The organism is Sedimentitalea sediminis (assembly GCF_042687825.1).
Taxonomy (GTDB): domain Bacteria; phylum Pseudomonadota; class Alphaproteobacteria; order Rhodobacterales; family Rhodobacteraceae; genus Sedimentitalea.
This window is the reverse complement of record NZ_JBHUQE010000002.1, coordinates 82777-108232: the sequence shown is the minus strand read 5'-3', so window position 1 is coordinate 108232 and position 25456 is coordinate 82777. Positions and strand designations below refer to the sequence as shown.

At 63.9% G+C, this 25456-nt stretch carries 20 protein-coding genes and 2 tRNA genes; 6 read left to right on the top strand and 16 right to left on the bottom strand.

Annotated features, from left to right (window positions below):
- Window positions 1-130 precede the first annotated feature (130 nt).
- The 4 genes from ACFMPD_RS02220 to ACFMPD_RS02205 form a co-directional block, all read right to left on the bottom strand.
- Window positions 131-2683, bottom strand: coding sequence for a penicillin-binding protein 1A (locus tag ACFMPD_RS02220; protein WP_380991356.1), 2553 nt, complete (start codon window positions 2681-2683; stop codon window positions 131-133).
- Window positions 2684-2850: 167 nt separating this feature from the next.
- A complete protein-coding gene (locus ACFMPD_RS02215) occupies window positions 2851-3522 on the bottom strand; it encodes a VPLPA-CTERM sorting domain-containing protein (RefSeq protein WP_380991354.1) in 672 nt (223 codons plus the stop codon).
- A gap of 230 nt (window positions 3523-3752) precedes the next feature.
- Window positions 3753-4979 carry an N-acetylmuramoyl-L-alanine amidase gene (locus ACFMPD_RS02210; RefSeq protein ID WP_380991352.1) on the bottom strand — a complete coding sequence of 409 codons (1227 nt, stop codon included), beginning with the start codon at window positions 4977-4979 and terminating at the stop codon, window positions 3753-3755.
- 81 nt (window positions 4980-5060) lie between these two features.
- Window positions 5061-6206, bottom strand: a complete 1146-nt coding sequence (locus ACFMPD_RS02205; RefSeq protein ID WP_380991350.1) for a pyridoxal phosphate-dependent aminotransferase — start codon at window positions 6204-6206, stop codon at window positions 5061-5063.
- On the opposite strand from ACFMPD_RS02205, the gene ACFMPD_RS02200 reads away from it, so the two are divergent.
- Together ACFMPD_RS02200 and ACFMPD_RS02195 are read left to right on the top strand one after the other, a co-directional pair.
- On the top strand, window positions 6205-7608 hold the full coding sequence (locus tag ACFMPD_RS02200; protein ID WP_380991348.1) for a M48 family metalloprotease: 1404 nt from the start codon (window positions 6205-6207) through the stop codon (window positions 7606-7608). The two genes, ACFMPD_RS02205 and ACFMPD_RS02200, sit on opposite strands and share 2 nt — an antisense overlap.
- Window positions 7605-8354, top strand: a complete 750-nt coding sequence (locus ACFMPD_RS02195) for a DsbA family protein (RefSeq protein WP_380991346.1) — start codon at window positions 7605-7607, stop codon at window positions 8352-8354. Before ACFMPD_RS02200 ends, ACFMPD_RS02195 begins: the two co-directional genes overlap by 4 nt.
- 57 nt (window positions 8355-8411) lie before the next feature.
- Here ACFMPD_RS02195 and ACFMPD_RS02190 read toward each other — a convergent pair whose 3' ends face one another.
- The 5 genes from ACFMPD_RS02190 to hemA form a co-directional block, all read right to left on the bottom strand.
- Window positions 8412-9089, bottom strand: coding sequence for an RES family NAD+ phosphorylase (locus ACFMPD_RS02190; RefSeq protein ID WP_380991344.1), 678 nt, complete (start codon window positions 9087-9089; stop codon window positions 8412-8414).
- Window positions 9090-9093: 4 nt separating this feature from the next.
- Window positions 9094-9624, bottom strand: coding sequence for an MbcA/ParS/Xre antitoxin family protein (locus tag ACFMPD_RS02185; protein WP_380991342.1), 531 nt, complete (start codon window positions 9622-9624; stop codon window positions 9094-9096).
- Window positions 9625-9727: 103 nt separating this feature from the next.
- Entirely contained in the window at window positions 9728-10858 is a 1131-nt protein-coding gene (gene ispG / locus ACFMPD_RS02180) for a flavodoxin-dependent (E)-4-hydroxy-3-methylbut-2-enyl-diphosphate synthase (protein WP_380991339.1), read from the bottom strand.
- 115 nt (window positions 10859-10973) lie between these two features.
- A complete protein-coding gene (locus ACFMPD_RS02175; protein WP_380991336.1) occupies window positions 10974-12209 on the bottom strand; it encodes a helix-turn-helix domain-containing protein in 1236 nt (411 codons plus the stop codon).
- 123 nt (window positions 12210-12332) lie between these two features.
- Window positions 12333-13556 (bottom strand): 5-aminolevulinate synthase, encoded by a 1224-nt coding sequence (gene hemA / locus ACFMPD_RS02170; protein WP_380991333.1) that lies wholly within the window; start codon window positions 13554-13556, stop codon window positions 12333-12335.
- 643 nt (window positions 13557-14199) lie between these two features.
- Here hemA and ACFMPD_RS02165 point away from each other — a divergent pair.
- The 3 genes from ACFMPD_RS02165 to ACFMPD_RS02155 all read left to right on the top strand — a co-directional run bounded on the left by ACFMPD_RS02165 (window position 14200) and on the right by ACFMPD_RS02155 (window position 17372).
- A complete protein-coding gene (locus ACFMPD_RS02165; RefSeq protein WP_380991330.1) occupies window positions 14200-15582 on the top strand; it encodes a M20/M25/M40 family metallo-hydrolase in 1383 nt (460 codons plus the stop codon).
- Window positions 15579-16454: an alpha/beta fold hydrolase gene (locus tag ACFMPD_RS02160; protein ID WP_380991327.1), complete on the top strand. Its 876-nt coding sequence runs from the start codon at window positions 15579-15581 to the stop codon at window positions 16452-16454. The genes ACFMPD_RS02165 and ACFMPD_RS02160 overlap by 4 nt, the downstream gene beginning before the upstream one ends.
- A gap of 102 nt (window positions 16455-16556) precedes the next feature.
- Window positions 16557-17372: an META domain-containing protein gene (locus ACFMPD_RS02155; RefSeq protein WP_380991324.1), complete on the top strand. Its 816-nt coding sequence runs from the start codon at window positions 16557-16559 to the stop codon at window positions 17370-17372.
- A gap of 31 nt (window positions 17373-17403) precedes the next feature.
- On the opposite strand, the gene ACFMPD_RS02150 is transcribed toward ACFMPD_RS02155, so the two are convergent.
- Window positions 17404-18276: a glycosyltransferase family 2 protein gene (locus ACFMPD_RS02150; protein ID WP_380991322.1), complete on the bottom strand. Its 873-nt coding sequence runs from the start codon at window positions 18274-18276 to the stop codon at window positions 17404-17406.
- A gap of 231 nt (window positions 18277-18507) precedes the next feature.
- On the opposite strand from ACFMPD_RS02150, the gene ACFMPD_RS02145 reads away from it, so the two are divergent.
- Complete coding sequence (locus tag ACFMPD_RS02145) at window positions 18508-19143, top strand: hypothetical protein (protein ID WP_380991319.1); 636 nt, start codon at window positions 18508-18510, stop codon at window positions 19141-19143.
- A 118-nt stretch (window positions 19144-19261) separates the two neighbouring features.
- Here the strand turns inward: ACFMPD_RS02145 and ACFMPD_RS02140 are convergent.
- The 6 genes from ACFMPD_RS02140 to ACFMPD_RS02115 form a co-directional block, all read right to left on the bottom strand.
- Window positions 19262-19338 (bottom strand) — tRNA-Asp (locus ACFMPD_RS02140).
- Window positions 19339-19520: 182 nt separating this feature from the next.
- Window positions 19521-19597, bottom strand: a tRNA-Asp gene (locus ACFMPD_RS02135).
- 179 nt (window positions 19598-19776) lie between these two features.
- On the bottom strand, window positions 19777-20301 hold the full coding sequence (locus ACFMPD_RS02130; RefSeq protein WP_380991317.1) for a hypothetical protein: 525 nt from the start codon (window positions 20299-20301) through the stop codon (window positions 19777-19779).
- A gap of 186 nt (window positions 20302-20487) precedes the next feature.
- The gene (locus ACFMPD_RS02125) at window positions 20488-21537 is read right to left on the bottom strand and encodes a 2-oxoacid:ferredoxin oxidoreductase subunit beta (protein ID WP_380991314.1); all 1050 of its coding nucleotides are present in this window, start codon (window positions 21535-21537) and stop codon (window positions 20488-20490) included.
- Window positions 21537-23417 carry a 2-oxoacid:acceptor oxidoreductase subunit alpha gene (locus ACFMPD_RS02120; RefSeq protein WP_380991311.1) on the bottom strand — a complete coding sequence of 627 codons (1881 nt, stop codon included), beginning with the start codon at window positions 23415-23417 and terminating at the stop codon, window positions 21537-21539. Before ACFMPD_RS02120 ends, ACFMPD_RS02125 begins: the two co-directional genes overlap by 1 nt.
- Complete coding sequence (locus tag ACFMPD_RS02115; protein WP_380991308.1) at window positions 23414-25444, bottom strand: FAD-dependent oxidoreductase; 2031 nt, start codon at window positions 25442-25444, stop codon at window positions 23414-23416. Before ACFMPD_RS02115 ends, ACFMPD_RS02120 begins: the two co-directional genes overlap by 4 nt.
- Window positions 25445-25456: the final 12 nt, after the last annotated feature.

Sequence of the window (25456 nt, the reverse complement as noted above, 5' to 3'; positions counted from 1 at the left end):
GGCGACCGATGGCGGATGACCGGAACGGGTGAAGGCAGCGGTTTCCACCGCCGGATCGCCGGGCGGACCTGACGGCGAAACCAGCGCCCCCGTCCGAATACAGAGCCGCAGGCGCGGCCACCTTTATCTGCTAGTACAGGCCGCCCGAGCTGATCGTGCCAAAAGTGGCTTTGGGCCCAACAACGGCCGTGCCACCGGTCGACGTCTTGACCTGGCGACCGCCGCTTTGCACCTCTTCGAACAGCGGCAGGTTCGATCCCATGGCAAAGCCGCCATCGTAGGTCAGGCCAAAGATCGGGTCGATGCCATCGCGGAAATATTCGGCCACCACGTAGGGGCCACTGGCGTCATCCGGCAGGCGCCCGCCGGTGAAACGGTCGATCTTGATGAAATGCCCGCCCGGCGGCACCGCGAACGGACCGCCGCCGTACTTCTCGGTGGCCTTGGTCATAAAGGATTGGAACACAGGGCCGCACAGGGACGACCCATAGGCGCGCCGCCCCAGCGGGCGCGGCCGGTCGTAACCGATATAGCAGCCGGCAACGATGTTGCTGGTAAAGCCGATGAACCAAACGTCGCGCGCTTCGTTGGTGGTGCCGGTCTTGCCGGCGGTCGGCACCGGCAGCTTGACGGCGCCGCTGGCGGTGCCGCGCTCGACCACCCCCTTCATCATCGACGTCAGCTGATAAGCGGTGATCGCATCCATCACACGTTCGCGGTTGGACACGATGCGCGGGATCTGGTTCGGCGCAATGCTGGCGGAAGCGCAATCTACGCAATCGCGCTTGTCATGGCGGTAGATGGTCTTGCCGTAACGGTCCTGGATACGGTCGACCAGAGTCGGTTCGACACGCTCGCCGCCATTGGCAAACATCGCATAGGCGGCGACCATCTTGTACAGCGTGGTTTCCTCGGACCCCAGCGCGTTGGCCAGGTACGGCCCCATCTCGTCATAGACGCCGAACTTTTCAGCATAGCGCGCCACGACGGGCATGCTGACCTCTTGCGCCAGACGGATGGTCATCAGGTTGCGCGACTGTTCGATACCGGTGCGCAGCGGCGTCGGACCATAAAACTTGTTCGTGGAATTGCGCGGCCGCCACAGGCCCTGCGGCGTGTTGATCTCGATCGGCGCATCCACGACGATCGTGGCCGGGCTGTAACCGCTGTCCAGTGCCGCGGCGTAGACAAAGGGCTTGAAACTGGACCCCGGCTGGCGCTGCGCCTGGGTGGCGCGGTTGAACACCGAATCCTGATAGCTGAACCCGCCCTGCATCGCCAGCACGCGCCCGGTGTTCACGTCCATCGCCATGAACCCGCCCTGCACTTCGCTGACCTGGCGCAGGGTCCAGCGGATGAACGCGCCATCCGCGTCATTGGTCATCTTGCGCACCAGAACCACATCGCCGACCGACAACAGGTCGCCCGCCACCTTGGCCTTGCGCGACAGCGTGCCGTCGCTGTGCCGCTTGCGCGCCCATTGCACGTCCTTGGCGACGATCCAGTGACCGTCTTCATCCTCGGCCACGTCCTCGATACCGATGCGCGCATCCGATCCGCGCAGTTCCAGTACCACCGCCGGATACCAGCGCCCGTGCAGATGCACATCGCGGGGCACATCGGCGCTCGCCAGCGCCGCGCGCCAACTGGCCTCGTCGCCCAGTTGATCGGCATCGATCGTGTCTTCGGCGCCGCGCCAGATGCCAAGCCCGCGGTCATAGGTCTCCAGCTGCGCCTGCAGCGCCTGCGCGGCGACCTTCTGCATCTCTTCGTCTATGGTGGCGCGCACCGTGAAGCCGCCGGTAAAGAACTCGCCCTCGCCGAAATCCTCGCTCAGCTGACGGCGCACCTCGTCGGTGAAATAGTCGCGCGGCGGCAGCGCGGTACGAAAGCTCTCGAAATCGCCGTTCTGCACCGACCGCAACGGCATTGCGACCTCGGTCTCATAGGTTGCGGCGTCGATATACCCGTTCTCGTACATCTCTTTCAGCACGAAATTGCGCCGCGCCATCAGCCGGTCTTTCTTGCGCACCGGGTGATAGTCGCTGGGGGCTTTGGGCAGCGACGCCAGAAACGCCGCCTCGTGCGGGGCCAGTTCGGCCAGGGTCTTGTTGAAATAGGTCTGGCTGGCCGCCGCCACGCCATAGGAGTTCTGCCCGAGAAAGATCTCGTTCATGTACAGTTCGAGAATCTGTTCCTTGTCCAGCGTTTCCTCGAGCCGCGCGGCCAGGATGATTTCCTTGATCTTGCGCTCGATACGGCGGTCACCGGACAGCAGGAAATTCTTCATCACCTGCTGGGTAATGGTCGAGGCGCCGCGCACGTTCTGCCCGCGCGAACGCACCGCCTCGATGGCGGCGGCGGCGATACCTCGGGTGTCATAGCCCTTGTGGCTGTAGAAATTCTTGTCCTCGGCCGAGATGAACGCCTGTTTCACCAGATCGGGGATCTCGTCGGCGGGCATGAACAGACGCCGCTCCTGGGCGAACTCGTCGATCATGTGGCCTTCGCCGGAATAGATGCGGCTGATCGTCGGCGGCTTGTATTGCGCCAGCGATTCATGGCTGGGCAGGTCCCGGCCATAGATCCAGAATACTGCGCCGATGGTGAGCGCAATCAGGGCAATACCCAAGGTCAGAAGCGTGAAGATCGCTCCGAAGAATGACAAGATGAACCGGGTCACGTAATGATGGCCTCTGCTGGCGCGCTGTCCTCTATATAGGGGTGCCGGCCCCGAGGGTCAAAACACAAGACGGCGGTTTCGCGCCATCTGTCGCAGGGGCAAGGACAAAAAACATGCGGGGCGGCGCCCCCGCACCACCCCGCCTTCCTCTGTCAGATATGTTCGCGTCAGGCCTGTTGGCGACGCCGCAACAGCCCGAATGCCGCCAGACCGCCGATCATCAGCGGCAGACCCGCCGGCAGCGGCACCGGTGTCACCCCCACCTGGGCGCGCAGATCGTCGATGGCCACCGACTGGTGATTGCCGAAACCGGGCTGATCCACTGTTCGGGCTGCCGCCACCAGCAGCGTGTCAAAGCCATCGATGTCCGACCACCCCATGACGGTGCCCCGCGCCATGTTGCTTTCAGTGCCGGAACCGGTCAGCACACCGCCCCGATAGGCCTGCCAGCGCACATTGGTCGTCGTGCCGCTCTGACCATCGCCCAGCAGGAAATCCAGCGCGGTAAAGACCGCTCCGTCCGTGCCCTTGATGGTCACAAAGTCGTCGTTGCCGCCGCTGCCATAGTGAAATCCGGTTGTCCGGGAGTCATTCGGCGAAAACGCCGAGAAGCCCTGAAAGGTGACGTCACTGACGGTGACGGACAGGGATGCCTCGGTATAGGTGCTCAGATCGATGCCATTCGATGTCAGCGAGTCAAACGTCGCGACCCGGTCGACCGTACCGACCGTGGCAGAGGACGAAAACATTGTGGCGGCCTGGGCCTCGCCCTGAACCGAAAAAAGAACCGCCAGCGACAAAGCGCCGGTGGAGAGTGCTGTTCGAACGGATTCCATCATGTACTGTCCTGATCTGGTCATATTTAGTTGAACTGGTTTCTTAGGTTAGCCCGGAGATGATCCGGCGCCAAGTCATCGAACCTTGTTGCCGCCCAGAATCTAAAATTTTTATTATCTTTTTCAAAGCATTGCATCGTTAACCAAGGGTAAAGAATGAAGCAGGGCGTACGCTTTTCATAAACAATGGTACAAGATTGACCGGACTGTTCAGGTTTTGTGAACAGTGGCGCCTATTGCCGCAGCAAGGGGCGCATCGCCAGATCGGCCTGACGCCAGGCCAACAGGCCGTTGCGGATGCCCAATGCCATTTCCGCGCGCCATTGCGGATCGCGCAGATTCTTTAGATCGCGGGGACTGCTGAGAAAGCCGATCTCGACCAGAACCGAGGGGATATCCGCCGCCTTGAGCACCGAAAACGCCGCGCGGCGCAGGGGACGACGGTTCATAGGCCCGCCGGCATGGGCCATGCCCTCGACCAGCGCCTGGGCCAGCGCCTCGGTGCGGGGCTGGGTTTCCTGGCGGGCCAGATCCAGCAGAATGCCGGTCACCTGGTCATCGGTATCGCTGAGATCGACGCCCGACAGCAGCTGGCCGCGATCATGGCGCTCGGCCAGCTTGGCGCTGGCCTTATCCGAGGCGTCGCGCGACAGCACATGCACGGTGGCGCCATGCGCCAGCCCCTCAGCCAGCGAGTCCGCGTGCAAGGACAGAAACACGTCGGCACCGGCCCGATGCGCGATCGCAACCCGCTGTTCCAGCGACACGAAATGATCGCTGTCGCGGGTCAGCACCACCTGAAACCCACCGCTGCGCAACAATTGCTCGCGCAATTCCCGCGCAAATTGCAGCATCAGCGACTTTTCGTTGACCGACCCGGCTTCGGCCCCCGGATCGATACCGCCATGGCCCGGGTCCAGAACCACCAGCAGTGGTGCATCGGCGTCACGGACCGCGGGTGCAGGCAAGGCGGCAGGCGTCGGCAGATCCCATCGCGGATCGTGGGGCGCGCCGGCCTGCGCCGCAAAGACCTCGGCCGAGACCGGCGACAGTTGCACCGTCAGATGCGCCGCCCCGGTTACCGGGTCCAGCTGCACACCGGCCGCGCGGACGCCCATCGGGGCTGCCAGTTCCGCCACCATACGCGACCAGCCCGGCACATAGGTGCCGAACCGCACACGTTGCAACCGCTGGGTCGCCAGCAGAAAGTCGGGGTCCAGACCGGTCCAGTCGACCTCCTGAAAATCGAGGACCAGCCGCGGCGGCTCTGTCAGTGTGAACAGCCGGTACGGCACGCCCTGGCTGAGAAAAAGATCGATCTGCACGCCATCCCGTCCGGTCTCGGAGATCCGGCTGTTGGCGGCATCGATACGGGCCAGTCCGCTGAAATTCTGCGCGGCGGCGGCGCCGGCGCCGGCGATCAGCCAAAGCGCGGCCAGTGCCGCAAGGAGTCTGCTCATATCAGTGATTCCCGTCCTGTCTTGGACCGTTCGCGGCCTCTGGGGCAAGGATACCCGACGCCGGCAGGGTTGCAATCGCCGCTAACCGCGCGCCTGCATAAAGGCCTTGAGCCGTGCCAGCCCTTCCTGGATATCCGCGGTCGCCCGGGCATAGGAAAACCGCAGCGTGGTATGGCCGCGCGCGGGGTCGAAATCCAGACCCGGCGTGACCGCCACCCCTGCCTGCGCGAGGATCTCGGCGGCCAGGGCACGGCTGTCATCGGTCAGGTCCGAGACATCCGCATAGACATAGAAAGCTCCATCCGGCGGCGCGATCTTGTGAAACCCGGCCTCGGGCAACCCGCGCAGCATCAGCGCCCGGTTGGCCCGATAGACATCGAGATTGGCCTGCAATTCGGCGTCGCAATTCATCGCCGCCAGCGCCGCCACCTGGCTGGCATGGGGCGCGCAGATGAACATGTTCTGCGCGATCCGCTCGAGCACCCGCACGTGATCCTCGGGCACCACCAGCCAGCCGACCCGCCAGCCGGTCATGCTGAAATATTTCGAGAAGGAATTGATCACATAGCACTCGTCTGTCAGCTCCAGCGCGGTCACCGCCTTGGCCTCGTATTCGATGCCGTGATAGATCTCGTCGCTGATGAACGCCGCACCCTGCGCCCGGGCCGCTTCGACCAGCGCGCCCATCGCGGCGCGGTTCAGCATGGTGCCGGACGGGTTGGCCGGCGAGGCCACCATCAACCCGGCCAGATCCAGCCCGGCAAAGTCGTCCGGAACCGGCTGCAGGCGGTTTTCCGGCAAGGTCGGCAGGTCGACCGGCACCAGATCCAGCGCCCGCAGGATCTGGCGATAGCTGGGATAGCCCGGCGCGCCGATGCCGACGCGGTCGCCGGTGTCAAACAGCGCCGTAAAGGCCAGGATGAACCCGCCCGACGAGCCCGGCGTGATCACCACCCGGTCGGGATTGAGATCGACATCATACCATTCGCCATAGAGCCGCGCGATGCGCCGCCGCAATGCCGGCAACCCCAAGGCCACGGTATAACCCAGCGAGTCGCTTTCCAGCGCCCCCGCCAGCGCCCGCATCGCCTGTTTCGGAGCGCCGGTGCCGGGCTGGCCGACTTCCATGTGGATGATCCGCTGCCCGGCCTCTTCGGCGCGGCGGGCGGCCTCCATCACGTCCATCACAATAAAGGGATCGACCTGTGACCTGGTTGAGTTTCGCATGTGCTTCTCCCATGGTGCGGCCATGCGTATTGACCGTTTATCCCGGCTGGCGTCAATCCTTGGCTTGGGCCGCAGCACGGGCCGCCTCCACGCGCTGACCGTGGTGCTGTATCTTGTGTCCACCGTCCCCGCCGCCGCGATCACCTTGCTGCGCGATGCCGATATCGAACACGGGCTGTCGCAACTGTCGGCGCCGGTTCTGCGGGCGGCCGGTCTAAACCCGAACCGGGTGCGGATCCTGGTTGTCAATGACAGTTCGTTGAACGCCTTTGTGATCGATGGACAAACGATTTTCGTGCATTACGGCCTGATCCTCAAAGTACAATCCAGCGACATGCTGCAGGCGGTGATTGCGCATGAGGCCGCCCATATCGCCAACGGTCATATCGCCCGCCGCATGGGCAACCTGCGCAGCGCCCGCACCGCTGCCGGACTGGGTACGGCGCTGGCTGTGATTGCCGCCGCCGCCGGGGCCGGCAATGCCGCCGGCGGGATTGCCATCGGAACGGCCACGTCGGCGATGCGCGGGTTTCTCTCACACACCCGGGCCGAAGAAGCCGCCGCGGACCGTTCGGCGGCCGCCTACATGCGCAATGCCGGGCTGAACCCGCAGGGGCTGGTCGATCTGCACAAGACCTTTCAGGGGCAGGTCTCGCTGAGCCTCGACCGCCAGGACCCGTACATGCAATCGCACCCGCTGACCCGCGACCGCATCCGCGCCGCCGAGGCTTATGTCGCCGCCCATGGCAGCGGTGATCCCCCGAACCGGACAGCGAATGCCTATTGGTTCGCCCGGGTGCGGGGCAAGCTGTCGGCCTTTACGCGTGCGCCCAAATGGACCCTGCGTCGGTCCGCAGAGGATGCGTTCGAGGACGTGCGTCTGATGCGCGAAGCCGTCGCCTATCACCGGCTCAACGATCTGGCCCGGGCGCGCAAGGCGATCGATGCCGTACTGGCCTTGCGGCCCGGCGACGCCTATTATCTGGACCTCAAGGGTCAGATAATGCTGGAGAACCGGCAGATGGAGGCTGCCCTGTCCGCCAATCGCCGCGCTGTCGAACTGGCACCGCGCAACGCGATGATCCTGGGCGGGTATGGCCGCGCCCTGCTGGCCGCCGGCCAGCCCCGCGCGGCGCTGGAACCGCTGGAAAAGAGCCGGGCGCGGGATTTTCGCGACAGCCGTGTGCTGCGCGATCTGGCGCTGGCCTATGCCCGGACAGGCGACAACGGCATGGCCACGCTGGTCACTGCCGAACGCTACGCGTTGCAGGGCCGGATGCGCGATGCCGGACAACAGGCGCGACGCGCCGTCGGGCTTCTGCCACGCGGCTCGGTCCCTTGGCAACGGGCGCAGGATGTGCTCATTGCCGCAGAACAGTTTGAGAAAAGGAAGAAACGATGATCCGCTTTGCCGTCCCCGCCCTGACCGCGCTGGCCCTGTTGGCCGGGCCGGCCACCGCCTTTGACGCGGCCAAGATGACCGACAGCGAACGCGCCGCGTTTCGCGCCGAGGTCCGGGCCTATTTGCTGGACAATCCAGAGGTGATCATCGAGGCCGTCAACCAGCTGGAAGAGCGCAAGGCCCAGGCCCAGGCGCAGGCCGACGAGGCCCTGGTGCAGGCCAATGCCGACGCCCTGTTCAATGACGGCTTTTCCTGGGTCGGCGGCAATCCGAACGGCGACATCACCCTGGTCGAGTTCATGGATTACCGCTGTGGCTATTGCCGCAAGGCCAAACCCGAGGTCGCCAAGCTGCTGGCCGGCGACGGCAATATCCGCCTGATCGTCAAGGAGCTCCCGATCCTGGGCGAGGCCTCGGTGATTTCCTCGCGCTTTGCCATCGCCACGCGTCAGGTCGCCGGCGATACCGCCTATGAACAGGTGCATGACGCCTTGATGGCGTTCAGCGGCGAACCCACCGACGTGACCCTGCGGCGCCTGTCGGACGGGCTGGGGCTGGACAGCGACGCGATCCTGGCCCGCATGGACAGTGCCGAGGTCAGCGCCGAGATCGCCGCCACCCGCGCGCTGGCGCAACGGCTGCAGATCGGCGGCACCCCGACCTTTGTGCTGCAGGACGAGATGCTGCGCGGCTATCTGCCTGCCGATCAGCTGGCGCAGATCGTCGCCGACAAGCGCGGCAACTAGGGCGCGGTCGGGGCACGCGCCCCGGTCTCCCCTTGAACCTGGCAGCCCGGCGAACCGCTAGCCGCCACCCTGCTCCAGCGTTTCCACGAACACCTTGCCGGTCTGCCCGATCCGCACCCGCCAATGGGCGCCCTGCGTCACCGCGCGGATCTGCGGCGGGCGATAGCAGACCAGGTTCCAGCCGCCGGGATCGCGGACGCTGTCATAGCTGATTCCGGCCTGCGCCGAGGCGCGGACCTGTTCGCCGAACACCTGCCCGGCGGCATAGCTGTCCGGATTGTGCAACGCATCAGCGCGGCCGCGGATATCGACGAACCAGCCCGACAGGCGGCCGAGATAACCGCGATACTCCGCCGTCATCTCGGTCAGCCCCGACAGCGTCACCTCGCGGCGCAGCCCGTTCAGCACTTCGATCAGCGCGGTTTCGGCGGTCGCGGCGCAATACCAGGCCCCCAGATCGCGACCCGAAAACCGGGCTCCGGCGGGGCTGCCATGCAGAAAGGCCGCCATCACGACGCTGGAATTCGGCCGGCCGAACACCCAGTCCCGAGGCGGCAATCGGCGCAGACGATGCGCCACCAGACGGTCGTTGGTCCAGCCTTCCAGCTCCATCACCGCGGCCAGATCGTCCGGCGAGGTGACCGTGTCAAACGCCGCGACTGGCGGAAATCGGCTGGGAATGGCGCGGTGTGTCCGCGGCGGGGCCTCGGCCCGTGGAAAGTCGTCTGGCTGCACGCGTTCAGCCAAAGACGATGGATTCACGGTCGACAGGCTCGATGGGCACGGAGGGATCCGGCTGGCTGGCAAAGCCGCCGCGCCAGGCGTCCAGATAGCGGCGTACCAGCAACAGCCCGTCCTGCGTGCCCGACCGCATCAGGCTGATCGGCGCCTGACCGGAAAACGGCAGCCCCGCATGCGGCCCGCGCAGCCAGGACAGCGCCTGATCGGGTTGTTGAAACAGGATCGTCAGCGCCTTGTGCACGCCCAGAATGGCGGAAATCCGCAACAGAATGTCAATGCCCAGTGTCAGGGACTCGCCGCCCTGGGCCTTTTTCACCCAGCCGTAATAGGTCGAGCGCGAAGGCTGGCCGAGCATGGCCAGCCGTTCCTTTTCGCTGAGCTGCCAGGCATCGGCGATGTTCAGAAAGCTGCGCAGACCCGGCCCCGACAGCCGCCGCCGCCGGGCCGTGTCCATGTCCTGAGGCGCGACCATCTGCGGCGCGGCATCATGATGCGGCAATTCCTTTGGCAGCCGGGCGGCACGGGGCATGGTTATGTTCCTATATGTCCGATTTCAAACATAGCATCCAAATCTGGACATTTCAAGACCGCCGCCGACGCCGGTCGTGTCTCGCGGTGCTGCGGTGCCAGGGTTACTCGGCGGCGCGGGCGCGTTGCGCGTCGGCCTCGATCTCGGCGGCCTTCTTTTCCACCTGCTCGACGATGTGATCGACCATCGCGTCATTATCCAGCTTGTGGCTCTGCTTGCCGGCCAGATAGACCATGCCGCTGCCAGCGCCGCCGCCGGTGAAACCGACATCGGTCATCAAGGCCTCGCCGGGGCCGTTCACCACACAGCCGATGATGCTGAGGCTCATCGGCGTCTTGATATGTTCCAGCCGGGCTTCCAGCATCTCGACCGTCTTGATCACGTCAAACCCCTGCCGGGCACAGCTGGGGCAACTGATGATATTGACGCCGCGATGGCGCAGACCCAGCGATTTCAGGATCTCGAACCCGACCTTGACCTCTTGCACCGGATCGGCGGACAGGCTGACACGGATGGTGTCGCCGATGCCCATCCACAGCAGGTTGCCCAGCCCGATCGCCGATTTGATCGTGCCGCTGACCAGCCCGCCGGCCTCGGTGATGCCCAGATGGATCGGCGCGTCGGTAGCTTCGGCCAGTTGCTGATAGGCCGCCGCCGACATGAACACATCCGAGGCCTTTACGCTGATCTTGAAGTCGTGGAAATCGTTGTCCTGCAGGATGCGGATATGTTCCAGCCCGCTTTCGACCATCGCGTCGGGACAGGGTTCGCCATATTTGTCCAGCAGATGTTTTTCCAGGCTGCCCGCATTGACGCCGATGCGGATCGAACAGGCATGGTCCCGGGCCGCCTGAATGACCTCCTTGACCCGCTTTTCATCGCCGATATTGCCCGGATTGATGCGCAGGCAGGCCGCACCGGCCTCGGCGGCCTCGATGCCGCGCTTATAGTGGAAATGAATGTCGGCCACGATCGGCACCGGGCTTTCGGCAACGATCTCTTTCAATGCCCGCGACGAGGCCTGATCGGGCACCGAGACGCGCACGATGTCGGCGCCGGCCTCGGCCGCGGCCTGTACCTGCGCCACTGTCGCCGCCACATCCGTCGTCAGCGTATTGGTCATGGTCTGAACAGCGATCGGGGCGCCGCCGCCGACGGGCACGTCACCCACCATGATCCGGCGGGACTCTCGGCGGTAGATGTTGCGCCAGGGGCGCACGGTGTTCAGCGACATGGGACGGGTCCGCTTTCCGTATAGGGGTCAGGGTCGGGTTCTGGGGGCTAGATAAACCCGGAACCCGCCGACGGCAATGCCGCGCGGCGCGATGTCGGATCAGGGCGGGGCCGAATCAGGGTTGTGCGACCACCGTCTGCGCCTCGGCGACCATACGGGCAAGGTCGCGATCCTGTTCCAGATCGGCAACCTGGAACCGGGTCTGAACCGCATCGATCGACAGAGGCAGATTCGAGGTCACGGTGCCGCGCTCGCCCACCGGGCCGAAATGCTTGTCCGCCAGCGCGAAATAGATGGCACCGGATTCGCCGGCCCGCAGTACCGGCGGCTCTTCGGTCGCGGGCACCGGATAGCTCTGCCCGCCTTCCAGGATACCTTCGAAGATCACCGTGCCATCGGCGGCACTGACCCGCACCCAGGACGGGCGCACGGCAACCATGCGCAACTGCGGCGCCGCCTCTTCGACGACCTGCGGCTGCGGCATCGGCCCGAACTGGCGCGGATCGTAATCGCCGCGCTCGGCCACCTGCACATGCGGCAGTTCCGGCTGGCTGAAGGCTCCGACATTGCGCGGGTTCAGCGTCGAGATCGGCGCGTCCCGCGCCACCAGCACCGGCACGTCCAGCGCCTGCGGCCGATAGAGCCGATCCAGCGCCTCGGCACTGGGCAAAACCAGCCCGTCGCCACCGTCGGCCAGAACCGTCTCGTCCTGATCAGGATCTGCGGCGCCGCGCAGCGCATCGCGGATCGGATCGAGATCGGACAACACCACCGGCGTCTGCTCGACCGGCGCAAATTGCACCTGCTGCACCTGTTTCAGAACCGACCAGCCACCATAGCCAATGCCGCCGATCAGCGCTACCAGCACCAGAACCGACCCGATGGCGCCCGGTTCAATGCCGCTCAACACCCCCTGACGGGAGGGAATGAAAGGCGTGTTGGGCGCGGTGAACGGATCGCGTACACCGCCATTTGGCTTGCGCGAAGGGGCATCGGATTTCTTGACCACAGAGGCGGCGGCGGACATGCCATGCGCGACGGAAAAACCGCTTTCCTCGCAAAAGGCGGTAAAGGCCACGTCCGGGTCCATGCCCAGATACCGCGCATACGAACGCACGTAGCCGGCGATAAAGCCCGGTGTATCAAAGGCCGACGGATCCGAGTTCTCGATCGCGGCGATATAACTGGCCTTGATTCGCAATTCCCGCTGCACATCCAGCAGCGATTTACCCATGGTTGCACGCTCGCCGCGCATCGTATCACCAAGACGCAGTTCAAAGTCGTCAAACCCCTTCGGTCTGACAACCTCTACTTCGTCTTCTGACTTGCGCGTCTGTTTGCGCCCAATCATGCCTGCTGCCCCATTTTGCCTGCCGAGGTCTGTCGCAACGCCTTGAGTCGTCCCACCGACTCGTTCACGTTTTTGTTTCGACTACATTAACACAGCGCATGCGATTTGCACACAGGCTTGGGATCAGGCGCTCAACTCGGCGCGATTCAGCGCACAATGGGACCACAGCGCGTCCATCGCCTGGATCAGTTTGTCCATCTCGCCGGGCCCATGTACCGGCGACGGCGTAAAGCGCAAGCGCTCGGTGCCGCGCGGAACCGTCGGATAGTTGATCGGCTGAACATAGATGCCGTGATCCTGCAGCAGCATGTCGCTCAACTTTTTCGTGTGGACCGGATCGCCGACGATCACCGGCACGATATGGCTGCCGTGATCGATGATCGGCAGGCCCAGCGCTTTCAGGCGTGTTTTCAGTATTCTGGCTTGTGTCTGGTGTTTTTCGCGCAGCTCGGGCGCCTGTTTCAGATAGGCCACGGACGCCGCCGCCCCGGCCGCCACCGCGGGCGGCAGCGAGGTGGTAAAGATGAAGCCCGGCGCATAGGATCGGATCGCGTCACACATCTTGTGGCTGGCAGCGATATAGCCGCCCATGACGCCATAGGCCTTGGCCAGAGTACCGTTGATGATGTCCAGCCGGTGCATCAGCCGGTCGCGCTCGGCAACCCCGGCGCCGCGCGGGCCGTACATGCCGACGGCGTGGACTTCATCGATATAAGTCAATGCATTAAATTCGTCCGCCAGGTCGCAGATTGCCTCGATCGGACCGAAATCGCCATCCATCGAATAGACCGATTCGAAGGCGATCAGCTTGGGCGCGTCGGGATCGTCGGCGGCCAGCAGCTCGCGCAGATGCGCGACATCGTTATGCCGGAAGATGCGCTTGGCACCGCCGTTGCGGCGCACGCCCTCGATCATGCTGGCGTGGTTCAATTCGTCCGAATAGATGATCAGGCCCGGAAACAGCTTGGGCAGGGTCGAAAGCGTGGCGTCATTGGCGATATAGGCGCTGGTGAACAGCAGCGCGCTTTCCTTGCCATGCAGATCGGCCAGCTCTGCCTCGAGTCGCTTGTGATAGACGGTGGTGCCGGAAATGTTGCGGGTGCCGCCCGACCCGGCGCCTGTGGCCTCAATCGCCTCTTGCATCGCCGCCAGAACCACCGGATTCTGCCCCATGCCCAGATAGTCGTTGCCGCACCAGACGGTGATTTCCTGTTCGCCGCCATCCGGACGCGTCCAGACCGCATGTGGGAACTGGCCCTTGCGGCGTTCGATGTCGATAAAGGTCCTGTAGCGGCCTTCCTGATGCAGGCGCGCGATGGCCGTGTCGAGTTTCGCAGCGTAATCCACCGGAGTCCTCCGTCTGTTGGCGCCGGTTTCGGCAGCATGGCCGCAGCCAAAGGCCACAACCGGGTGTCAGATGATTACAGGTCGCGCCCGTCTTGTTCAACTCATTAACCTTTGACCTTTGGTCGCATCCTTGACTTGGATCAAGCGGCCCAGCGCGCCGATGCAGGACACCCGCCGGGCTGCCATGCTGCAGATGCAAAATAAAAGGTCCGGAATACCTGACTTGTTGAAACGGAGGCAAATTTGCACTCTGGCCTCGTTGGAAAGGTAAAGATTTCAGTTCGTAGTGTTCGGTTTGCGCGTGCGGTTTCCCATACCCGCCCGGCCAGGGTTCAAGAGTTTCTAAGACATGATAGGTGTACGGATCCGGATCAGTTCCGGAACATGGCGGGGCAAAAAGGCAACGGCCGGGCGCAGCGCGATTGCAGCTGACCCGGCCGTTGTTTCTTTTTGGGGACCGTGATGTGACCTCCGGCGGGTTCGGGTCATCGTTCTGGCAACCGGCGAGACCCGTTTCGGATGCCATTCCGCGCAGCGTTTTGGCGATCCGGTAACGGTGCGGTTGCTGGCCGCATTGTCAGGCTGGACATGGACGACGGCGCTGCTACGGTCCGGCTCGACCCCGATGATAGGAGCCGTCCCCATGTCCCTGACCGACGTTCTGACCCGCATCGACGCCAACCTGCCCGCCGCCACCGACCGGCTGATGGAATTGCTGCGCATACCGTCGATCTCGACCGATCCCGCCTATACGGCCGATTGCCAGGCCGCGGCCGACTGGCTGGTCGCCGACCTGAACGGGCTGGGCATCGCCACCGAAAAACGCACAACCCCCGGCCATCCCATGGTGGTGGGGCATCTGGACGGCGCCGGACCGCATCTGCTGTTTTACGGCCATTACGACGTGCAGCCGGTCGATCCGCTGGATTTGTGGGACCGCGATCCCTTTGACCCGCAGGTGCAGGACACCCCCAAAGGGCGGGTGATCCGGGGCCGCGGCGCCTCGGACGACAAGGGCCAGCTGATGACCTTTGTCGAAGCCTGCCGGGCCTGGAAGGCAGTGCATGGCACCCTGCCCTGCAAGCTGACCTTTTTTCTGGAGGGCGAAGAGGAAAGCGGCTCGCCCAGCCTGGTGCCGTTCATGCGCGAACATGCAGACGAGCTAAAGGCCGACATCGCGCTGATCTGCGACACCTCGATGGTGTCGCCAGGGGTGCCCTCGATCGCCGGCCAGCTGCGCGGCATGCTCAAGGACGAATTCACCATCCATGGCCCGCGCATCGACCTGCATTCCGGCCATTACGGTGGCCCCGGACTGAACCCGTTGCGCGAACTGGCCCGCATCGTCGCTTCTTTTCACGACCATGACACCGGTGCGGTTGCGGTCGATGGCTTTTATGATGGCGTGCGCGAGGTGCCCGAGGACTTGTTGCGGCAATGGCGCAACAGCGGGTTTGACGAACAGACCTATCTGTCCTCGGTCGGCTACAGCCAGCCGCATGGCGAACGGGGCTATTCGACGCTGGAACAGCAATGGGCGCGCCCGACGCTGGAAATCAACGGGTTGTGGGGCGGTTATCAGGGGGCGGGGTCCAAGACGGTGATCCCCGCCGAGGCCCATTGCAAGCTGACCTGCCGCCTGGTCGGCGACATGGATCCCGACCATCTGCGCCGCCAGATCCGCGCCCATGTGCAGGACCGCCTGTCGCCGGATGCGCGGGTCACCTGGGACAAGACCCCCGAAGGCTCCAAAGCCGCGGTGATGAACACCGACCGGCCCGAGTTCGAGGCCGCGCGGCAGGCCCTGTCGCAGGAATGGGACCGCGAGGCGGTGATTGTCGGCATGGGCGGATCGATCCCGATCGCCGGCTTTTTCAGCGACATTCTGGGGCTGGATTCCATGCTGATCGGCTTTGCCAATGACGATGACGCGATCCATTCGCCGAACGAGAAATATGACATGAACAGCTTTCACAAGGGCATCCGCAGCTGGGCGCGCATCCTGCACGCGCTGACCCGGACATGAGCCTGATCGCGGGCTTTACCGACGCCACTGCTGAAATCAACGGCCAGACCATCGCCTATTCCCGCGGCGGCGAGGGGCCGCCGCTGCTGTTGCTGCACGGCTTTCCCCAATGCCGGGCGATGTGGCACCGTATTGCCCCGGCGCTGGCCCGGCGGTTCACCGTGATCGCGGCCGACCTGCGCGGCTATGGCGAAAGCGCCAAGCCCGAGGGGGTGCAATCCTATACTTTTCGCAACATGGCGGCCGATCAGCGCGGGCTGATGAAACAGCTGGGGTTCGAGCGGTTTCACCTGGTCGGGCATGACCGGGGCGCGCGCACCGCGCACCGGCTGGCGCTGGATGCGCCCAAGGCGGTGCAGAGCCTGACGCTGATGGACATCGTGCCGACACATCACCTGTTGACGCATCTGACCAAGGAGATCGCCGCCGATTATTATCACTGGGTCTTTCTGGCCCAGCCGGCGCCCTTCCCGGAAACCCTGATCGGCAATGATCCCGACTGGTTCTTTGAAACCTGCCTGACCGGCTGGGGCGGCGCGGCGCTGCAGGATTTCGATCCCGAAGCCCTGCTCACCTATCGTCAGGCCTGGCGCTGGCCCGATACGATCACAGCCATGTGCAATGATTACCGCGCGGCGCTGGAATTCGATTTCGCCCATGACGCGGCGGATTTGACGCGGCAGGTGACCTGCCCGGCGCTGGTGCTGTTCGGTGGCGATGGCGTCATGGCGAAACGGTATGACGTGCCCGCCACCTGGACCGACCGGCTGTCGGACATGCGCGCGCGCGCCTTGCCCGGCGGTCACTTCTTTCCCGATTCTCATCCCGGGGAAACCATCGAGGCGTTGCAGGACTTTCTGTCCGATCTCTAGGTGACACGCCGTCATCCGGCCGATGCCTTGCAATCGCCGATCCGGTGGCCATCTCAAGCAACGACCCGGATACACCGCCACAGCCAGAAAGCCTTTGCCCAGATGAATTGGTACCCCGCCCTGCTTTCTCCGACCGCCGCCGCGCTCTGCCTGACGGCGACCCTGTCCGCCGCCCCGGTTGTGGCGCAAACCGGGGACACGGCCCACGTCACGACGGTGACGGGCCAGATTGCCTATCCGCAGCGGATCGCCCTGCCCCCGGGCAGCATTGCCCGCGTGCGGGTCAGCGACGTGTCACGCGCGGATGCCGCCGCATCAGTAGTGGCGGAAACCGAAATTGCTGGGCAACAGGTGCCCATCGCGTTCCGGCTGAGCCTGCCCGCCGACCGGCTGAACCGGCACCGCGGCTATGGGCTGAGCGCCAGCATCCATGACGCCCAGGGCCGGCTGCGCTGGATCAGCGACACGGCGATTCCGATCGACCCGGCCCAAGCTGAGATTGATCTGGGCGTGGTGATGCTGGTGCAGGTCGGTGCCGATGCGCATGCCGATGGGGACACGGCCGGCATCTCGGGCGCCCCCTTGGACACGCGGCTGACCGGCGGCGTCTGGCGGATCAGCGAAATCGACGGCCAGGACGTGCCCGAGGACGCAGCGATGACACTGCAGTTTCAGCCGCAAGGCACGTTGTCTGGATCGGGCGGCTGCAACCGCTTTTCCGGTCGGTATGTGCTGTCCGGCTCGATGCTGCAATTCGGCCCCCTGGCGACCACACAAATGGCCTGTGCCCCCCAGATCGCCCATCGGGAACAAACGCTTTTTGCGATTTTGGATGCCGGTGTGACCGTGCAGATCACCGATGACGGTACATTGGTCCTGCACGGCGACAAAGGTCAGCGTCTGGTGGCGCGGCGCTGATGCCGGCCTGACCGGGCGCACGATCCGGGGCTCAGAACAGACCGCTGAACCGTTCCGGCAGCACATATTGCGTGTCGCTCTCAGACCGGTCGAACTGCCAATAACCGGTCTCGCCGCGGGCACGCCAGCTGCGGTGCATCTGCCGCCGCAGCGGTGCCATGTCGAACCCGTCCTGCATCCGCAGGTGTTGAAAGCCCTCAAAGACCGCGCGGTCCTCGCCCCGCGCCTCGGCGAACCAGTGTCGCCCGATCGCCGCATCGCGATAGCTGGCACCGGTGGCCGCGCTGACCGCATTGCGCCGGTCCATCGCCTCGACATAGGCCGCGTAGTCGCAGAACTTGAGATGCAGCAGGTACAGATGCTCGGGCGTGTGCAGCTTTTCATAGCGGGTGAAATGGCCGCCCCGGGCGATCTTTGTACCCGTCGAGACCACGCAGGGCTTGGAATAATGCGGCGCCGGGCGCACGTGCCGGCGCGGCCCCAGCACCCGGTCGGTAATCGTCTCGGTCTCGCAATCGGTGCGATGGATCACCTCCAACCCCAGGGGTGTCAGTACCCGGTTCGCGGGCACCGTTGCCAGCCAGCCCGGCAGATCGGTCCCGGCAACGGGATCAAGAACCACCAGTTCATCAACATCGCCAACGATCACGTGGTCGTAGTAACAGCGTAGCCCCATGACCAGATTGTTCAGCATCCGCCAGCGTTTCATGTCGAAATTGCGATGCGCCTCGCCGGGAATGCCAATCACGTTGCAGCCCCGCGCCTGCTCGGCGACCGCGGTCCCGCGGCCATGATTGACGACATAGCAGTTTTCGCGCCCCAGCAGCCCGCCATAGTGGCGCAGCCACACGCCAAGGAAAAACGCGTCGTCTCGCACCATGGTCAGCGCGGCAACTGTCTGCATCGGGGCCATCCTGCTCTGTGTCGTTTTGCCTTATCCTTAACCGCAACAAGGCTATAAGAGAATCGTAAATTGCCGCCGCTGTCGCAGCGCTGACAAACCGACCCGACCAAATCAGAGGACACCCCCCTGCTGCCGCCCGAATTTTCCCGCCTTGGCCTGCATGTTCAACAGAACGGCGTCCCGCCGACCCGGTTTCAGGTACTGGGCGAGCGGTCCTCGGGCACCAACCTGGTGACCCGGCTGCTAAAACGCAACAGCCGCTGGCAGCCCAGTCAGGCGCTGGGCTGGAAACACGGCTTTCCCGGCGCCCTGGCGATTCCTCCGGATCTGGTGGTGATCTGTCTCGTGCGCAATGCCGCGGACTGGGCGCGATCGATGCATGCCAAACCCTGGCACGCCACGCCAGACCTGCAGGCGCTGGAGTTTCCGGATTTCCTGCGCGCGCCCTGGCAGACCCGGATCGACCGGCCGCGTTACTTTGGCAAAGCAAAGGAGCTGCAGGGCCAGCCGCTGCAACAGGATCGCGACCCGGTGACCGGCGCGGTCTTTGACGACCTATTCGCACTGCGCCGGGCCAAGCTGACCGGATTGCTGAGCTATCTGAACCGCGGCTGCAGCTGCGCGGTCCTGCGGCTTGAAACCCTGCAGGACGCGCCTGAACAGGTTCTGGACAGTCTGCTGCTGGCTTTGGACCATGCCCCGCGCGACCAGCCGTTTCAGCCTGTGCGACAGCGTCTGGGCAAGCGTTTCAAACCGGCCATCCCGGAACGCCCGACCACCCCCGCCAGCCTGTCCGATGCGGATCTGACCTGGATGCGAACCCGGGTCGACCCCGAGCAAGAGGCAATGCTGGGTTATCGCTATTGACCCGGAACGGCGTCAGCCGATCTGATTATGGGTCATTGGCGGGCCGAATCCATCTTGGCGAATGCCGCACACATGGTGTGACTGCGCCGGACCGCAAAACGGGAATGTTCTGGGAAAGTGGCGCGGTTGACGGGGCTCGAACCCGCGACCCCCGGCGTGACAGGCCGGTACTCTAACCATCTGAGCTACAACCGCGTGAGGGGCTGGATAGGCCAAGCCATCGCAAGCGTCAAGCGGATTTATTCAGGCCCGGTCACTGTTTCCATGCAGCCCTTGACACCTGTCCAGCACTGGCAGGCCGAATGGGGAAACCGGCATGGGACATTGGCGCAATACACAAAAAAGGCCCGCCGGGGCGGGCCTTGCTTTGGCAGCAGTGGCGCGGTTGACGGGGCTCGAACCCGCGACCCCCGGCGTGACAGGCCGGTACTCTAACCATCTGAGCTACAACCGCCCGCTGCGTCAGGCGGTAATATGGCGCGGACCCAGTGGCGTCAAGACAGGTTTCGTTCAAACTGGCCGCTTTGTTGGCCCGAGCGATGCAGATGACCGGATATTCCGCCACCGGACATATGCCCCGTAACCGGCCGCGTGGCGAAACACGGCCGGTCCTTGAAACAGCGCGATAAAGGGTCAGCCGCCCTGTTCCGCGTTGCAGGTACGGGCCATTTCCATGGCCTTTTTGGTGCCGGTCAGATCGACGGCGAACATCGCCTCTTTTTCCGGAAAAACGATCATTTCATGCTTGTTGGCCACCGCATCGATGAATTCCGGGTTGTTGGCCAGAATATAGCCGCCAGAATAGCCCTCGGTGACGTTGCCCTTCATGCCGGTTGCGACCGACGAGAACACGGCATCGTCGATCACGATGAAAATTTCCTCTTTTTCGCCGGATGTGATCCCCGTGTCGCCCTTGGCGAAGACACCGAGGTAACCGAACTGGTGGTCCTTGGTCAGGCCCATCTGCACGACATTGTTGTCAGAGGCCCGTTCGATCAGACAAGAGCGGCGTTCATTGTCCACAAAGACGTTCCAGTCGCCGACCTCTCCGAACTTTGTAAACCCGTCATTGCCGGGCGGAACCGTGCTGTCGGCTATCGCGCCGGTTGCCCCGGCTATGACACATGCGGCAGCTGCCACCTTGATAAGAAAATTCATCAACAGATACCCTTTTTAATTGCAGGCTTCTAGCACCGCCGTTCTAGCGCGCGCCATTTTTAGCGTCCATAGAGAGCACCGCCGGAACCACCGTTGAAACCCGCGCCCTGCACGATCCGGTGTTCCCCGGATCCGGCGTATCGGGCCGACCGCAGGGCCGGCGCATGGCTGCGGAGGGCCCGCGGCTCAGCGCAGCCCTTCGTTGATGCTGGCCAGTACCTTGCTGCCCGGGCACAGCTCGTCCTTGCCCAGTTCGTTCAGCGGTCGTTCGGCCAGGTTCAGCGTGTTGTTCAGATCGCGCGTATCCGGGTCCAGATACAGCAGGCCGGTCAGAATCCGCTGGTCGGCCTGGGCGGTCTGAATCGCCGCCATCGCGCCCTTGCGGTCATTCGGCCGATAGTCGGCGGCGGCCTTGCGCAGGTGGATGACCGAGCCGTCATGCAAGGTGACCGCATGGCTGCTGCCTTCGGCATACTGGGCGCAAATCTCGTCCTGCATGGGCACGAAATCCAGCGGCATGGCATCCAGATGCGCCCGTGTATCGGCATAGCTTTTGGTCGAACCGGCGTGATTGTTGAAGGTCACGCAGGGCGACACGACATCGATAAAGGCGAACCCGCCATGCGCCATCGCCGCCTGAATCAGCGGTTCCAGCTGTTCCTTGTCGCCGGAAAAGCTGCGGGCCACAAAGCTGGCCCCCTGCAGGATGGCCAGGCTGGCCAGGTCGATGCCGTCAAACGGGTTGGCGGCACCCGCCTTGCTGACCGAGCCCAGATCCGCCGTGGCACTGTCCTGCCCCTTGGTCAGGCCATAGCAGCCATTGTTGGCAACGATATAGGTCATGTTCACGTTGCGCCGGATCAGGTGGATGAACTGCCCCATGCCGATCGAGGCGGTATCGCCATCGCCGGACACGCCAAAATAGGTCAATGTCCGGTTGGCCAGGCTGGCGCCGGTGGCCACGCTGGGCATGCGCCCATGCACCGAGTTGAACCCGTGCGACCGGCTGAGAAAATACGTCGGCATCTTGGACGAACAGCCGATGCCCGACAGTTTGGCGATGCGGTGTGGCGGCAGCGAGGACTTGAAACAGGCATTGCGGATCGCCGCCGAGATACTGTCATGGCCACAGCCCGCGCACAGGGTCGAAATGGCGCCATCATAATCGGCCAGCGTATAGCCCAGATTGTTCGTCGGCAGCCGCGGGTGGCGGAATTTCGGTTTGATATAGGACATCAGGCCGTCTCCGGGTGCAGGGGAATGACATTGCCCTGCGCCGTGTTCAGGGTTTCGCGGATTTTCGCGGCAATGTGGCGGGCGGTGATCGGCATGCCGCTATAGTTCAGCACCGGCGCCAGCTTGCCCGGCGGAATCTCGCATTCGTTGATGATCAGCCGGCGCATCTGGCCGTCGCGGTTCTGTTCGATCACAAAGACCAGATCATGGGCCTGTATGAATTCGTCCAGGCTCTGGTGGAACGGAAAGGCGCGAATGCGCAACGTATCGATCGCGTGGCCTTCGGCGGCCAGCATCTCGACCGCCTCATAGCTGGGCGAGGCGCTGGTGCCAAAGAACATCGCCCCCAACTTGAGTTCGGTGGCCGGTTTGGCGATCTCGGGCGCGTCCTTGGTCTTTGGCCGCGGCACGTATTGCTTGGCGGTTTCGAACTTGCGCAGCAGGCGATCGACATTCTGCACATAGTCTTCGCCGCGCTCGCTGTAGACGGCCATTTCCGATTTGGACGAACCCCGGGTGAAATAGGCGCCCTTGGACGGATGCGCGCCCGGCAGGGTGCGATAGCAGATGCCGTCGCCGTCGACATCCAGATACCGGCCCCAGGTCTCGACCGCGTCCAGCCCCGCGCCGTCCAGAACCTTGCCGCGATCCATGGCGTAATTGTCGTCCCATTCCAGCGGCGGCGACATCCAGTCGTTCATGCCCAGGTCCAGATCGGACATCATGATGACCGGGGTTTGCAACTGCTCGGCCAGATCAAAGGCCTTGACCGTCATGTCGAAACATTCCCGCGGCGTGGCCGGGAACAGCAACACCTGCTTGGTGTCGCCATGGCTGGCATAGGCAGCGGCCAGAACGTCGGATTGCTGGCTGCGGGTCGGCATGCCGGTCGAGGGCCCCGAGCGCTGCACATCGACCAGCACCACCGGGATTTCCGCGAAATAGGCCAGCCCCAGAAACTCGCTCATCAGCGACAGGCCCGGCCCCGAAGTGGCGGTAAAGGCCCGCGCGCCGTTCCAGCTGGCGCCGATGACCATGCCCATCGCCGCCAGTTCGTCCTCGGCCTGAACCACGGCAAAATTCTTTTTGCCGCTGCCCGGATCGATGCGCATGCGCTCGGCATATTTGGCAAAGGCGTCCACGACCGAGGTCGAGGGCGTGATCGGATACCAGGCGGCCACGGTGGCGCCGCCATAGATCGCCCCCAGCGCCGTCGCGGTGTTGCCGCTCATCAGGATATGGTCGAATTCCAGGATATGCGGCGCGATATTGCCGCCCTTTTCCAGCCGCACGGGCAGCGGACAGTCGAAATGGTCCTTGGCGTATTGATAGCCCATCTCCAGCGCGTGCAGGTTCGACGAGATCAGCTTTTCCTTGCCCTTGAACTGGCTGTTCAGCAAGCCTTTGAGAATCGAGAAATCAATGTTCAGCAGGGCCGACAGCGCGCCGACATAGACCATGTTCTTGAGCAGTTGCTGCAGCCGCGGCGAGCTGTATTCGCGCATGCACATCTCGGTGAACGGCATGCCCATGAAATGGATGCCCTCGCGCTGCAGATGCGGATCCAGCGGCTTGGTGCTGTCATAGATGAAATAGCCGCCGGGCTCGACGCTGGCGATGTCGTCGGCCATGCTCTGGGGATTGACGCAGACCATGACATCCACCCCGCCCCGGCGCCCCAGATAGCCCTGCGAACTGACTCGCACCTCGTACCAGGTCGGCAGGCCCTGGATGTTGGAGGGAAAGATGTTGCGCGGGCTGACCGGGATGCCCATGCGAAAGATCGCCTTGGCGAACAGGCTGTTGGCGCTGGCCGATCCGCTGCCGTTCACATTGGCGAACTTGACCACGAAATCGTTTGTGCCTTGGATCGGTTTCATTCGGCCTCCATCAGGTCCGGGGTGGCTTTGGTCACGGAATAGTCGAATTGCATCATGTCCCAGGCCGCGGTCGGGCAGCGTTCGGCGCACAGGCCGCAATGCAGGCAGACATCCTCGTCCTTGACCATCACCTTGCCGGTTTCCAGCGTGTCCGAAACATACAGCGCCTGTTCGGTATTGGCCGCCGGCACCGCCAGGCGGGCGCGCAGGTCGGGCTCGGGTCCGTTGCGGGTGAAATTGATACAACTGGTCGGGCAGATATCGGCGCAGGCGTCGCATTCGATGCAATTGCCGGGTGTGAATACCGTCTGTACGTCGCAGTTCAGACAGCGCTCGGCCTCGACGAAAGCGGCCTCGACGTCAAAGCCCAGCTCGACCTCGAGCTTGCGATTGTCCAGCGCCTGTTCCAGATCGGCCAGCGGTACCGTCAGGCGCTTGTCCTCGGTCGGGGCGCTGTCGTAGCTCCATTCGTGAATGCCCATCTTGGTGCTGACCAGGTTGACCATCGGCGGCGGCCGGTCATCCAGCGCGCGCCCGCTGCAGTAAAGGTCGATGGACACCGCCGCCTGATGACCCTGGGCCACGGCGGTGATGATGTTTTCCGGGCCGAACGCCGCATCGCCGCCAAAGAACACGTCCGGTCGCGTCGATTGCAGCGTCACCTTGTCCAGAACCGGCAGGCCGCGGCTGGTGAAACTGATGCCGGTCGCGGGTTCGATCCACGGAAAGGCGTTTTCCTGCCCGATGGCGATCAGCACGTCGTCGCACGGATAGAACACCGGCGCATCGCCGGTCGGCACCAGATCGCGGCGGCCGGCCTTGTCATAGACCGCCTGAACCGGCTGAAACATCATGCCGGCCAGCTTGCCGTCCTTGATCACGAATTCCTGGGGCACATGATTGTCGATGATCGGGATGCCCTCGTGCACCGCATCCTCTTTTTCCCAGGGCGAGGCCTTCATGTCCTCATAGGGGCTGCGGACGATCACCTTGACGTCCTGCCCGCCCACCCGCAGCGAGGTGCGGCAACAATCCATGGCGGTATTGCCGCCGCCCAGCACGATCACCCGTTCGCCGATGCCGTGGACATGTTCAAAGGCGACATTGGACAGCCAGTCCAGCCCGATATGGATGTTTGCATCCGCCTCGACGCGGCCCGGCAGATCCGGCAAGTCGCGGCCCCGCGGCGCGCCGCTGCCGACAAACACCGCGTCATAGTCGCGGGCCAGGATCGCGGCCATGCTGTCGACATAGGTGTCAAACTGCGCCGTGATCCCCATGTCGAGGATATAGCCGATCTCTTCGTCCAGAACGCTTTCGGGCAGCCGGAACGAGGGGATTTCGCTGCGCATGAACCCGCCGCCCTTGGCCTGGGCATCGAACAGATGCATCTCGTATCCCAGCGGCGCCAGGTCGCGGGCCACGGTCAACGAGGCCGGCCCGCCACCGATCAGTGCGATCTTTTTACCGTTGCGCGGCCCGGCCTTGGGCAGGCGCGCGGTGATGTCGTCCTTGAAATCCGCGGCAACCCGTTTCAGGCGGCAGATCGCCACCGGTTCCTCTTCGACCCGGCCACGGCGGCAGGCCGGCTCGCAGGGCCGGTCGCAGGTGCGCCCCAGCACGCCGGGAAAGACGTTGCTTTCCCAGTTCAGCAGATAGGCTTCGCTGTATCTCTGTTGCGCGATCAGACGGATATATTGCGGCACAGGGGTGTGCGCGGGACAGGCATACTGGCAATCGACAACTCTGTGAAAATACTCCGGATCCCCGGCATTGGTCGGTTTCAAATCCGCCTCCCTGTTGAAACGAGACGAAGTATACGACGGTATACGCGCAATCCAAGCGCAGAATGCGGACAACCGGACGCGGAATTGACGCAGGTTGCTGCCAGGCACGTCACGATGCCCGACAGGGTTGTTTGAAACCCCGGAATGCCCCGCGAAACGCGAAGGGCGGATGCCGGGGGCGAACTTGGTGCGACCGGTTGATCCGGTGAATCGCGGGCCGCCGCCGATGTGCCCGATCATGGGCTTGCCCCG